Annotated in this window: 11 protein-coding genes; 9 read left to right on the plus strand and 2 right to left on the minus strand. The window is 71.2% G+C overall.

Annotated elements, in window-relative coordinates; translation table 11 throughout:
- Window positions 1-2: 2 nt before the first annotated feature.
- On the minus strand, window positions 3-389 hold the full coding sequence (locus tag AB0G79_RS18280) for a VOC family protein (RefSeq protein ID WP_360807512.1): 387 nt from the start codon (window positions 387-389) through the stop codon (window positions 3-5).
- A gap of 98 nt (window positions 390-487) precedes the next feature.
- Here AB0G79_RS18280 and AB0G79_RS18285 point away from each other — a divergent pair, with 98 nt between their 5' ends.
- The 5 genes from AB0G79_RS18285 to AB0G79_RS18305 all read left to right on the plus strand — a co-directional run bounded on the left by AB0G79_RS18285 (window position 488) and on the right by AB0G79_RS18305 (window position 5,016).
- Entirely contained in the window at window positions 488-1,588 is a 1,101-nt protein-coding gene (locus tag AB0G79_RS18285) for a hypothetical protein (RefSeq protein WP_360807514.1), read from the plus strand.
- Between the two features lie 48 nt (window positions 1,589-1,636).
- A complete protein-coding gene (locus tag AB0G79_RS18290) occupies window positions 1,637-2,554 on the plus strand; it encodes a glutaminase (RefSeq protein WP_360807516.1) in 918 nt (305 codons plus the stop codon).
- A gap of 55 nt (window positions 2,555-2,609) precedes the next feature.
- Window positions 2,610-3,179, plus strand: coding sequence for a DinB family protein (locus AB0G79_RS18295; protein WP_360807518.1), 570 nt, complete (start codon window positions 2,610-2,612; stop codon window positions 3,177-3,179).
- A 291-nt stretch (window positions 3,180-3,470) separates the two neighbouring features.
- Complete coding sequence (locus AB0G79_RS18300) at window positions 3,471-4,295, plus strand: DUF4239 domain-containing protein (RefSeq protein WP_360807520.1); 825 nt, start codon at window positions 3,471-3,473, stop codon at window positions 4,293-4,295.
- 37 nt (window positions 4,296-4,332) lie between these two features.
- Window positions 4,333-5,016, plus strand: coding sequence for a DNA alkylation repair protein (locus AB0G79_RS18305; protein WP_360807522.1), 684 nt, complete (start codon window positions 4,333-4,335; stop codon window positions 5,014-5,016).
- Window positions 5,017-5,037: 21 nt separating this feature from the next.
- Here AB0G79_RS18305 and AB0G79_RS18310 read toward each other — a convergent pair whose 3' ends face one another.
- Window positions 5,038-6,993, minus strand: a complete 1,956-nt coding sequence (locus tag AB0G79_RS18310; RefSeq protein ID WP_360807524.1) for an amino acid transporter — start codon at window positions 6,991-6,993, stop codon at window positions 5,038-5,040.
- Window positions 6,994-7,478: 485 nt separating this feature from the next.
- Here AB0G79_RS18310 and kdpF point away from each other — a divergent pair, with 485 nt between their 5' ends.
- The 4 genes from kdpF to AB0G79_RS18330 are packed head-to-tail and all read left to right on the plus strand — an operon-like array spanning window position 7,479 to window position 12,002.
- Window positions 7,479-7,568 (plus strand): K(+)-transporting ATPase subunit F, encoded by a 90-nt coding sequence (gene kdpF / locus AB0G79_RS18315; RefSeq protein WP_360807526.1) that lies wholly within the window; start codon window positions 7,479-7,481, stop codon window positions 7,566-7,568.
- 8 nt (window positions 7,569-7,576) lie between these two features.
- Window positions 7,577-9,241, plus strand: a complete 1,665-nt coding sequence (gene kdpA / locus AB0G79_RS18320) for a potassium-transporting ATPase subunit KdpA (RefSeq protein WP_360807529.1) — start codon at window positions 7,577-7,579, stop codon at window positions 9,239-9,241.
- Window positions 9,238-11,343, plus strand: coding sequence for a potassium-transporting ATPase subunit KdpB (gene kdpB, locus AB0G79_RS18325; RefSeq protein ID WP_360807531.1), 2,106 nt, complete (start codon window positions 9,238-9,240; stop codon window positions 11,341-11,343). Before kdpA ends, kdpB begins: the two co-directional genes overlap by 4 nt.
- A gap of 8 nt (window positions 11,344-11,351) precedes the next feature.
- Window positions 11,352-12,002, plus strand: a complete 651-nt coding sequence (locus AB0G79_RS18330; protein ID WP_360807533.1) for a potassium-transporting ATPase subunit C — start codon at window positions 11,352-11,354, stop codon at window positions 12,000-12,002.
- Window positions 12,003-12,008: the final 6 nt, after the last annotated feature.

Here is a 12,008-nt window from a genome sequence, read left to right on the forward strand (position 1 = left end):
CGTCAGGAGGAACCCGTCGCCGCGCGGTCGGACTCGCCGCGCAGGACGCAGAACTCGTTGCCCTCGGGATCGGCCAGGACCGCCCACCCCGAGCCGTCGGGCTTCCGCCGGTCGGCGACCATCGTGGCGCCGAGGCCGAGGAGCCGCTCCACCTCCGGCTCGCGCGAGGTGTCGGGGCGCAGGCACAGGTGGACCCGGTTCTTGACCGTCTTGGGCTCGTCGACCTGGTTGAAGTACAACACCGGTCCCTCGGCGAGCATCACCTGCGTCTCCCGATCGCCCGGCCGGTCCTCCGCGCCCAGCGGGCGGCCCGTCACCGCACTCCAGAACCGCGCGAGCCCATAGGCGTCCGCGCAGTCGATCGCCACGTTCTGCACCACCGAAAACATGGGGGTGAGCCTGCCTCACTTCGGGCGCAACTCCAAGAACTCTCGGCGTCCGGGCCCTCCGGCCTGGCACGCTTTCGTTCGTGACCTATGTCGTAACCGTGGAAATACGCATTCCGGAAGGCGCACCGGAGCTGGACGAACTCCACCGCGTGGGCGCCGCCGCCCTCCTCGACCAGGGCTTCGCCTCCGTGGCCGGGATCGAGGGCGCCGACGGCCGGGAGATGGACCTGCTCGACGTGGACGTGGACGTCCACCCCGGGGGCGCGGTCCTGAAGGTGATGGTCGCGGCACCGGCCCTCGAGTTCGCGGAGGACGCGGTCGGCTCCGTGAGCGAAGAGGTGCTCGAACGCACGGAACTGCTCGCCGAGTGGACGGTCGAGAGCAGCGAGGTGCAGCTCCACACCGACGCGGCCCGCGAGAGCCTCGAAGCCGCCGACGGCCCCGGCGCCCCGCCCAGCGACCCGCAGGCCAGGCGCGCCCACCACGCGGCGAAGCCGGAGCCGGCCGGGGACGAGGAGGAGCCGGAGACGCACGACCACGAGGCCGAGTTCCGCTCCCTCGCCCCGCGCCTGCGCGCCTTCACCCCGGCCGTGTTCGGCGTCGCGGGCGACGGGGAGGCGGAGGCCGCCGTCGGCCCCGCGAGCGCCGAACTCGCCGCCGGAGCGCTGGTGTACGGCGCCGAGGTCCTCATCGACGAGCTGTACGACGACGTCCAGGCCCTCGCCGACGAGGACGCCACCGTCGCCGAGTGCCGGGGCCACCTGTGGCACCTCGACCAGCTGCCGCAGCGGCACGCGTCCCAGTACACCGAACTCTTCGCCCGCCGCTTCCTCGTCACGGCCGTCGCCCTCACCACCCGCTTCACCGACGGCAGCTTCCGGCGCCTCGGCTGCCTCGCCGAGGAGCTCGCCCTCCGCCTCCTCATCGAGCAGGCGCACGTCACCCTCGACCTGCACGGTCTCCTCGACGACGAGGTCGCGGCGGCCCTCGCGCACTTCGCGGGCGAGGTGTACGAGTCCCTGGACTTCGCGTGGCTCCAGGACGGGGCGGCGGAGGAGGAGGCCGCCGGCGGTACGGGGCCGGCGGCACCGTACGGCTTCGGCACCTGGTTCACGCCCCTCGACGACACGCGGTACGTCCATCCGTACGCCCTCGACGAGACCGCGGGGACCGGGATCCCCGACACGGCCGGGAGCTGAACCGGGCGGCTGCCGGCCGACGGGGCCGCGCCGGGCACAATACGCGCCATGGTGCACTCCTTCCTCCCCGTCCTCGAACGCATCGGCGAGGAGATCGGGCGCCTCGCCGGGCGCGGCCGCTCCGCCGACTACATCCCGGCTCTCGCCGCCGTCGACCCGCGCCGCTTCGGGATGGCCGTGGCGGAGCTCGACGGCACGGTGTACGGGGTGGGGGAGTGGCAGCAGCCCTTCTCCACCCAGTCCGTCACCAAGGTCTTCACCCTCGCCCTCGCCCTCGCCCGGGAGGGCGACGAGGTCTGGGAGCACGTCGGCCGCGAACCGTCCGGCAACCCCTTCAACTCCCTCGTCCAGCTGGAGTACGAGCACGGCATCCCCCGCAACCCCTTCATCAACGCGGGCGCGCTCGTCGTCACCGACCGGCTCCACCGCCTCACCGGCGACGCCTCCGGCGCCCTCCTCGACTTCCTGCGCGCCGAGAGCGGCAACCAGGACCTCGACCTCGACCGGGACGTCGCCGCGTCCGAGACCGCGCACGGCGACCGCAACGCGGCCCTCGCCCACTTCATGGCCTCGTACGGCAACATCACCACGCCCGTACCGGCCCTGCTCCGCGAGTACTTCCGCCAGTGCGCGATCGAGGCCTCCTGCGCCGACCTCGCCGTCGCCACCGGCTTCCTCGCCCGCCACGGCATCCGCTCCGACGGCTCCCGGCTCCTCACCCGGAGCCAGGCCAAGCAGGTCAACGCCGTGATGATGACCTGCGGGACGTACGACGCGGCCGGGGACTTCGCCTACCGCGTCGGCCTCCCCGGAAAGAGCGGCGTCGGCGGCGCCATCATCGCGGTCGTCCCCGGCACCTGCACGCTGTGCGTCTGGAGCCCCGGCCTCGACGAGCGCGGCAACTCGGTCGCCGGCGTCGCCGCCCTCGACCGCTTCACCACCATCACGGGCCTCTCGGTCTTCTGAGGGCCCTTCCGGGGCGCGCTTATCCGGTGGCGTGGCCCTGCCACCGAAACGGATCATGAACCGCATGAGCGAAGACACCGCACGCTGGAGCCAGGCCACCACCTACCCCGACATGTGGACGGACCCGGAGAACGACCCCCGCCACCGGAGCGACTCCAGCCCGGAGGGCGAGCGCGCGACACTGGAGGAGTTCCTCTCCGGCTACCGCCTGACCCTACGCATGAAGTGCGAGGGCCTCACCCCCGAGCAGCTCGCCCGCCGCTCGGTCCCGCCGTCGACGATGTCGCTGCTCGGCCTGGTCCGCCACCTCGCGGAGGTGGAGCGCGACTGGCAGAACTGGATCACCGAGGGCGAGCCGCTGCCGAGCCTGTACGGAGAGGCCGACGGCGACTTCCTCGGAGCCGTCGGCGACCGGGCCGTCGTCGACGGCGCCTACGCCGACCTGGAGCGCGAACAGGCCGCGACCGACGCCGCCGTCGCCGCCTTCCCCGACCTGGGCGAGCGGATCGGCCGGGACGGGATCGCCGTGCGCGAGCTCATGGTGCACCGCGTCGAGGAGTACGCCCGCCACTGCGGCCACGCGGACCTGCTCCGCGAGTGCGTGGACGGGCGCGTCGGCCAGTAGCGCCCTCGGGACCTCCTCGTACCGCCACCCGATCGAGTGGCGGTACGAGGACGGGCACGGCCCACCGCGCGCCGGACGTCCCCACCCGCCGGGCCCGGCACCGACCCGTCCGGGGCGACTCGCGTCGGGCCGTAACGGCCATGCCCGGCAAGGGGAGTTCAGGTCGGTTCGGTCCCGCTTCCCGCGGCGTCGGCCGGGGGCGCGAGACGTCTCCCGGGGGCGCGCGGACACCCGGCGCGCACGTCGCGAGGCACGGCGCGCGCCCCCGTCGCGTCCCTAGACTCCGCGCACATGTCGCTCTGGCTGCTCAACAACTTCAGCACCACGGCCCTGACCGTGGTCATCGTCGGCGGGACCGTCGTCCTCGCCGTCCTCGGCAGCGTCCTCCTCCGCCGCAGGTACCCGTCCCTCTCCCGGGGCGAGCACAACGACATGGTCGGGGTCACCCTCGGCATGTTCGGCGCGATCTACGGGATCATCCTCGCCTTCGTCATCGTCACCCTCTGGACCCAGCTGGAGAACACGCAGACGATCGTCGCCTCCGAGGCCACCGAGGCCGCGCTCATCGCCCGCGACGCCGCCGCCTTCCCGCCACCGGTCCGCGCCCGCGTCGACGAGGCGCTCAGCGGTTACGTCCACGGGGTCGTCGAGGACCAGTGGCCGAAGATGCGCGAGGGCGTGCCGAGCTACGGCGCCACCGCCTCCAAGCTCCAGGACGTCTACGCGGCACTCCAGGGGTACGACCCGGCATCCGCCCGCGAGGAGGTCTTCTACGAGTCGGCCGTCGCCCACCTCGACGCCGTCGCCGCCCAGCGCCGCGCCCGGCTCACCATGGCCGAGCAGCAACTGCCCCCGCTGCTCCAGCTCCTCGCCTTCGGGGGCGCCCTCGTCCTCATCCCGCTCACCTTCCTCTACGGCATGCGCAAGCGGCGCATCCAGCTCCTCTTCGTCGCCTCGGTCGCCGGCCTCATCGGGTTCAGCCTCCTCCTGGTCCTCGTCCTCGACCGGCCCTTCGCCGGAGACCTGAGCGTGAGCCCCGCCCCGTACCGGGAAGGGGCCCTGGAGCGGTACTGGACCCCCGTGAGCCCACCGGGGACGCACCCGACCGCGTCGTAGGCTGGGCCGCGGAAGCGACACAGAAGAGGAGACCGCCGTGGCAGCGGAGGACACGACCCCCGACCTCGCCGAGGTGACGGCGGAGCTCGCCGCCCTCGACGACCCCAGGGCCCGCGCGGTCAACGAGCGCCACGGCGACGACCACGGGGTCAACCTCGGCAGGCTGCGCGCCCTCGCCAAGCGGATCGGCACGCGGCACGAGCTCGCGCGCGAGCTGTGGGCGACGGGGGACACGGCGGCCCGGCTCCTCGCCCTCCTCGTCTGCCGTCCCAAGGCCTTCGGGCGCGACGAGCTCGACGCGATGATGCGCGGGGCCCGCACGCCCAAGGTGCGGGACTGGCTCGTCGGGAACGTCGTCAGGAAGAGCCCCCACGTCGAGGAGCTCCGGGTCGCCTGGACCGCCGACCCGGATCCGGCCGTCGCGAGCGCCGGGTGGGCGCTCACCGCCGACCGCGTGGAGAAGCGCCCCGACGGTCTCGACCTCCCGGGGCTCCTCGACACGATCGAGGCGGAGATGAAGGACGCCCCGGAGCCCCTCCAGTGGGCGATGAACACCTGCCTGGCCCGCATCGGCATCGAGCACGCCGAGCACCGGGCCCGCGCGCTCGGCATCGGCGAGCGGCTCCAGGTCCTGAGGGACTATCCGACCTCGCCGGGGTGCACCTCCCCGTACGCGCCGGTCTGGATCGCCGAGATGGTGCGGCGCAGGCAGAGCGCCTGAGGGCGACGGCCCCGGTCGTCGTCAGCCGACGTGGACGCGCGGGCGGCGGTCCCGGTCCGGCTCCGCCTCGCGCAGCACCTCCCGGGTGACCGGGGCGACCTCGCCCTGGCCGAGGAGGAAGAAGCGGAGGAAGTTGGCGAAGGGGTTGCCCTCCGTCCACTCGAAGTAGACGTGGGGCCGGACGCCCGTCAGGTCGCGGGAGTGGAGCAGGAGCGCCGCTATGGCGTTCGGCACCGAGGACGACTCGACCGTGAGGACCCGGAAGCGGTCGTGCAGGACCTCGCCGCGGACGGTGAGACCGGCCTCGAACTCGGACGGGTCGGTGACGGTGACCTCGACGAAGACGAAGTCCTCGGTGGTCGGCAGGTCGTTGTCGGCCCGGATCTGGTCGATCTTCTCGCGGTACTCGGTGACGTCCCGCGCGTCGGGCTCGTTGGCGATGAACCGCGGCGTGCGGTGCGAGACGTCCCGGAGGAAGCGTTCGGCCATCTCGTCGAGTTCGACGTGGGTGACCCGGAGTTCGAAGGCGCGGCCGAGGCGGGAGAGGAGTGAGACGAGGATGATGCCGGCGATGAAGCAGGCGCCGATCTTCACGCCGTCGGGGCGCTCGATCACGTTGAGCACGGTCGTGTAGACGAAGACCGCCGCGATGACGCCGAAACCGATCGTCCAGCCGCGCTGGCCGGCCTTGCGGGCGGCGATGGTGACGGCGATGGCCGCCGAGCAGATGAGGACGAGGACGCCGGTGGCGTACGCGCCGCCCTGGGCGTCCACGTCCGCGTCGAAGATCCACGTGACGAGGAACGCGACGAGCGTGAAGACGATGACCATCGGCCGCACGGCGCGGGCCCAGTGCGGGGCCATGCCGTACTTCGGCAGGTAGCGCGGCATGAGGTTGAGCAGTCCGGCCATGGCGGAGGCGCCCGCGAACCAGAGGATGAGGATCGTCGAGACGTCGTAGACCGTGCCGAAGGTGTTGCCCAGGTGCTCGTGGGCGAGGTAGGCGAGGGCGCGGCCGTTGGCCTTGCCGCCGGACTCGAACTCCTCGTGCGGGATCAGCACGGTGGTGATGAAGCTCGTGCAGATCAGGAAGACGCTCATGACCAGCGCGGCGGTCGTCAGGAGCTTCTTCGTGTCGCGGATCCGGCCGGCGGGGTCCGCCTCCGTGTCGTCCGGGTCGCCCTTGACGTGCGGCATCACGGCGACGCCGGTCTCGAAGCCGGAGAGGCCGAGTGCGAGCTTCGGGAAGACGAGGAGCGCGACGCCGACCATGGCGACGACGTTGCCGTGCTCGGCGGTCAGCGCGGCCGTCCAGTCGGTGACGACGTGGCCCTCGGTGATCACCTGCCAGAAGCCGGTGACGACGACCACGACGTTGAGCCCGAGGTAGATGCCGACGAGGACGACGGCGACGCCGATCGCCTCCAGGAAGCCCTTGAGGAAGACCGCGCCGAGCAGCGCGATCAGGATCATCGTGATCAGGACCTGCTTGTCGTGCAGGGCCGACTCCAGGTGCGGGTTCTCCACGAGGTGGGTGGAGGCGTCCGCGGCGGAGAGCGTGATCGTGATGAGGAAGTCGGTCGCCGCGAAGCCGAGCAACGTCAGGACGAACAGCTTGCCCTTCCAGAAGGACAGCAGCCGCGACAGCATCGCGATCGAGCCCTCGCCGTGCGGGGACTCCTCGGCCACCCTGCGGTAGACCGGCAGGGCGCCGGCCAGGGTGACGACCACGAGGACGATCGTGGCGACGGGGGAGAGCAGGCCGGCCGCGAGGGCGGCGATGCCGGGCTGGTAGCCGAGGGTCGAGAAGTAGTCGACACCCGTCAGGCACATGACCCGGTACCAGGGCTGGCCCTTGTGCCCGGCGTCCGGCGCCGTTTCCTTGGGCCGGGAGGGTTTGCCCTTGCCCATGTCGGACAGGCCCTCCAGCATCCACGCGCGCAGCCTGCTCGCGCGCGTGTCCTCGATGGTGGGCATGGGTGGCTCCTGGCTGAAACTCGACGGATGGCGCCGCCGGTGGGCGGGGCCGGGACAGCCTAAGCAGCGCACGGGCCCAAGATCGGGGGTCGCGCGTCAGGGAAGCGTCAAGATGGCCCGGTCGGACGTCGTTCGCGTCACATCGGCGCAGGACGGAGGGGGTCGGGGCCGCCGCGGGCGCCCCGTTCGCGCCCCTCGCCCCGCCCCGTTCGCGCCCCTCACCCCGCCCTCTTCGGGACCTCGCCCCGTCCCCTCCGCGGCTCTCGCCCCGGTTCGCGTAGAGGACGCGTCAAGACAGGCGTCAGGAGTGTTAGGGCGGCGTCAACGGAGGCCGGATCCGTCCGGGAAGGCGGTTTCCTCATCTCGTCCGACAATCCGCTCTTCTTCTTCCCCTGGGAGCTCACGATGGCCGACCTGGCCTTCGTCGTCACCACCGTCGCGGTCTTCGCGCTGGTGGCGCTCATCGCGAAGGGGGTGGCGAAGCTGTGACCGCCGAGAACATCGTCGGCCTCGTCGTCGCCGTCGCCCTCCTTGGCTACCTCGTCCTCGCGCTGATCAAGCCGGAGAGGTTCTGAGCCCCGAGATGAGTCCTGTCCTCGCTGGAATCCTCCAGCTCCTCGCGCTCGTCGTCGCGCTCGGCCTCTCGTACCGGCCGCTCGGCGACCACATGGCGCGCGTCTACTCCTCCGACCGCCACCTGCGGCCCGAGAAGTGGATCTACAAGGCGATCGGTGCGAACCCGAACGTGGAGATGCGCTGGCCGGCGTACCTGCGCGGCGTGCTCGCCTTCTCCCTGGTGGGCGTCCTCTTCCTCTACCTGCTCCAGCGGGTGCAGGGGGCGCTGCCCGGCTCGCTCGGCTTCGTGTCGATCGACCCGGACCAGGCATTCAACACGGCCGCCTCGTTCGTCGCGAACACCAACTGGCAGTCGTACTACGGCGAACAGGCCATGGGCCACGTCGTGCAGACCGGCGGCCTCGCCGTGCAGAACTTCGTCTCGGCGGCGGTGGGGATCGCCGTGGCGGTCGCGCTCGTCCGCGGCTTCGCCCGGTCCCGTACCGGCGAACTGGGCAACTTCTGGGCCGACCTGGTCCGCGGTGTCGTCCGCGTCCTGCTGCCGATCTCCGTGATCGGCGCCCTCGTGCTCGTCGCCTGCGGCGCGATCCAGAACTTCTCCGGCATCCACGAGGTCGGCCAGTTCACGGGAGGCGCGCAGCAGTGGAACGGCGGCGCGGTCGCCTCGCAGGAGGTCATCAAGGAGCTGGGCACGAACGGCGGCGGTTACTTCAACGCCAACTCCTCCCACCCCTTCGAGAACCCCAACGGCTTCTCGAACCTCTTCGAGGTCTACCTGATCCTCGTCATCCCCTTCGCCCTGACGCGGACCTTCGGCCGCATGGTCGGTTCGCTGAGGCAGGGGTACGCGATCCTCGGCACGATGGCCACCATCTGGCTCGGCTTCACCGCGCTGATGATGTGGACCGAATTCGCCCACCACGGACCGGCCTTCGACATCGCCGGCGGCGCGATGGAGGGCAAGGAGACCCGCTTCGGCATCGCGGGTTCATCGATCTTCGCGGTGGCGACCACGCTCACCTCGACCGGCGCCGTGAACTCCTTCCACTCCTCCTACACCGGCTTCGGCGGCGGCATCACGATGCTCGGCATGCAGCTCGGCGAGATCGCGCCCGGCGGCGTCGGCTCCGGCCTCTACGGCATGCTGGTCATGGCGGTCATCGCGGTCTTCCTGGCCGGTCTGATGGTCGGCCGCACCCCCGAGTACCTGGGCAAGAAGATCGGCACCCGCGAGATCACGTTCGCGGCCTGCTACATCCTGGTCACCCCCGCGCTCGTCCTCTGCTTCACGGCGGCCTCGTTCGTCCTGGACACCCCGGCGCACTCGATGACCAACTCCGGCGCGCACGGCTTCTCCGAGATCCTGTACGCGTTCACGTCCGGCGCCAACAACAACGGCTCGGCCTTCGCCGGGCTGAACGCGGACACCCAGTGGTTCAACACCACGATCGGCCTCGCGATGCTCCTCGGCCGCTTCCTGCCGATGGTCTTCGTCCTCGCGCTGGCCGGATCGCTCGCCGAGCAGTCGCCCGTACCGGAGACCGCGGGCACCCTGCGGACCGAGAAGCCGCTGTTCACCGGCCTCCTCGTCGGCACCATCATGATCATTACCGGTCTCACCTACTTCCCGGCCCTCGCCCTGGGACCGCTCGCCGAAGGGCTCGCAGCATGAGCACCACCACTCCGACCCGCGCGCCGCACCAGGACGCGCCCACGGGTCACCGGACGGCCGCCCAGCCCGTCGGCGGTGGCCTGTTCGACCCCAGGCAGCTGATCGCCTCCCTCCCCGACGCGTTCCGCAAGCTCGACCCGCGCGTCATGATCAAGTCGCCGGTCATGTTCGTGGTGCTCGTCGGCTCGGTGCTCACCACCGTGCTGGCGGTCAAGAACCCCGGCGACTGGTTCGGCTGGGCCATCACCGCGTGGCTCTGGCTCACCACCGTCTTCGCCAACCTCGCCGAGGCGGTCGCGGAGGGTCGCGGCAAGGCCCAGGCCGACACCCTGCGCAAGGCCAAGACGGACACCGTCGCCCGCAGGATCACCGGGAAGAACGAGGAGCGCGTTCCCGGTACGGAGCTCCGCGTCGGCGACCTCGTCGTCTGCGAGGCCGAGGACGTCATCCCCGGCGACGGCGACGTCGTCGAGGGCGTCGCCTCCGTCGACGAGTCCGCCATCACCGGCGAGTCGGCCCCCGTCATCCGCGAGTCCGGCGGCGACCGCTGCGCGGTCACCGGCGGCACCAAGGTCCTCTCCGACCGGATCGTCATCAGGATCACGACGAAGCCCGGCGAGACCTTCATCGACCGGATGATCAACCTCGTCGAGGGCGCGGCCCGGCAGAAGACGCCCAACGAGATCGCCCTGAACATCCTCCTGGCGTCCCTCACCATCGTCTTCCTCCTCGCCGTCGTCACCCTCAAGCCCTTCGCGATCTACGCGGGCGCCGACGAGCAGACCTCGCTCATCGTCCTCACGGCGCTCCTCGTCTGCCTCATCCCGACCACCATCGGCGCCCTCCTCTCCGCGATCGGCATCGCGGGCATGGACCGGCTCGTCCAGCGCAACGTCCTCGCCATGTCCGGCCGCGCGGTCGAGGCCGCCGGCGACGTGTCGACGCTGCTCCTCGACAAGACCGGCACCATCACCCTCGGCAACCGCCAGGCCGCCGAGTTCGTCCCGGTCGCCGGGACCACCGCGGCCGAACTCGCCGACGCCGCCCAGCTGTCGTCGCTCGCCGACGAGACGCCCGAGGGCCGCTCGGTCGTGGTCCTCGCCAAGGAGAAGTACGGGCTCCGCGAACGCCACCGCGGCGAGCTCGACCACGCAGAGTGGATCGGGTTCACCGCCCGGACCCGCATGTCGGGCGTGGACGTGGACGGCGGCAGGGTCCGCAAGGGCGCGACCGGTTCGGTCGTCGCGTGGGTGACGGAACGCGGCGGCGAGGTGGCCGAGGACGCCGAGCGGCTCACCGAATCCATTGCCCGGGCGGGCGGCACGCCGCTGCTCGTGGCCGTGGAGGACGACAGGGGCGCGCGCGTCCTCGGCGTGATCCACCTGAAGGACGTCGTCAAGGAGGGCATGCGCGAGCGGTTCGGCGAACTGCGCCGCATGGGCATCAGGACGATCATGATCACCGGTGACAACCCGCTCACCGCGAAGGCCATCGCCGAGGAGGCCGGTGTCGACGACTTCCTCGCCGAGGCCACCCCCGAGGACAAGATGGCCCTCATCAAGAGGGAGCAGGCGGGCGGCAAGCTCGTCGCCATGACCGGCGACGGCACCAACGACGCCCCCGCGCTCGCACAGGCGGACGTCGGCGTGGCGATGAACACGGGCACGTCGGCGGCCAAGGAGGCCGGCAACATGGTCGACCTCGACTCGAACCCGACCAAGCTCATCGAGATCGTCGAGATCGGCAAGCAACTCCTCATCACCCGAGGGGCGTTGACGACCTTCTCGATCGCCAACGACGTCGCGAAGTACTTCGCGATCATCCCGGCCATGTTCGCCGTCGCCTACCCGAGCCTCGACAGGCTCAACGTCATGGGCCTGCACTCGCCCGAGTCCGCGATCCTCTCCGCCGTCGTCTTCAACGCGCTGATCATCGTCGCCCTCGTCCCGCTCGCCCTCAAGGGCGTCCGCTACCGGCCGGGCAGCGCCGACGCGATGCTCCGCCGCAACCTCGGGATCTACGGACTCGGCGGCCTGGTCGCCCCGTTCGTCGGCATCAAGCTCATCGACATGCTCCTCACCCTCATCCCCGGAATCGGTTGATCGCCGCCATGAACAACTCCGTAGGAAACACCGGACGCGTGCTCTGGGCGGGCCTGCGCGCCCTCCTCGTCCTCACCGTCGTCTGCGGCGTCCTCTACCCCCTCGCCGTCACCGGCGCCGCCCAACTCGCCTTCCCCGGCAAGGCGAACGGCTCGGAGGTCGAGGACGCGAGCGGCAGGGTCGTCGGCTCCGCGCTCATCGGCCAGACCTATCTGTCCGGCGGCGAGCCCGACCTGAAGTGGTTCCAGCCCCGGCCCTCCCGCGGCCTCGGCACCAACAGCGTCAACGGTCAGTACAAGCTGGTCCTCTCCGGCGCCACCAACCGCTCCGGCGATAACCAGGACCTCATCACGTGGGTCACCGAAGCCAAGGCCGCCGTCGTCAGGGACAACTCGGTGAACGGCTGGACCGTGAAGCCGTCCGACGTCCCCGCCGACGCGGTGACCTCCTCCGGCTCCGGCCTCGACCCGCACATCTCCCCGGAGTACGCGAGGATCCAGGTGCACCGCGTCGCCGCGCTCAACAAGCTGGACGTCGCCGCCGTCGAGAAGCTCGTCGCCGACCACACCGAAGGCCGCGTCCTCGGCTTCATGGGCGAGCCCCGCGTCAACGTCCTCCGGCTGAACACCGCGCTCAAGGCCCTGGTGGCGCAGGGGTGACGTCCC

This window comes from Streptomyces sp. NPDC020807, assembly GCF_040641575.1.
Taxonomy (GTDB): Bacteria; Actinomycetota; Actinomycetes; order Streptomycetales; family Streptomycetaceae; genus Streptomyces.

Coding starts and splice junctions, on each gene's coding strand:
- AB0G79_RS18295 (WP_360807518.1), top strand. CDS start 2,610: ATGAACCGCATGAGCGAAGACACCGCACGCTGGAGCCAGGCCACCACC.
- AB0G79_RS18300 (WP_360807520.1), top strand. CDS start 3,471: ATGTCGCTCTGGCTGCTCAACAACTTCAGCACCACGGCCCTGACCGTG.
- kdpB (WP_360807531.1), top strand. CDS start 9,238: ATGAGCACCACCACTCCGACCCGCGCGCCGCACCAGGACGCGCCCACG.
- AB0G79_RS18330 (WP_360807533.1), top strand. CDS start 11,352: ATGAACAACTCCGTAGGAAACACCGGACGCGTGCTCTGGGCGGGCCTG.
- kdpA (WP_360807529.1), top strand. CDS start 7,577: ATGAGTCCTGTCCTCGCTGGAATCCTCCAGCTCCTCGCGCTCGTCGTC.
- AB0G79_RS18280 (WP_360807512.1), bottom strand. CDS start 389: ATGTTTTCGGTGGTGCAGAACGTGGCGATCGACTGCGCGGACGCCTAT.
- AB0G79_RS18290 (WP_360807516.1), top strand. CDS start 1,637: ATGGTGCACTCCTTCCTCCCCGTCCTCGAACGCATCGGCGAGGAGATC.
- AB0G79_RS18310 (WP_360807524.1), bottom strand. CDS start 6,993: ATGCCCACCATCGAGGACACGCGCGCGAGCAGGCTGCGCGCGTGGATG.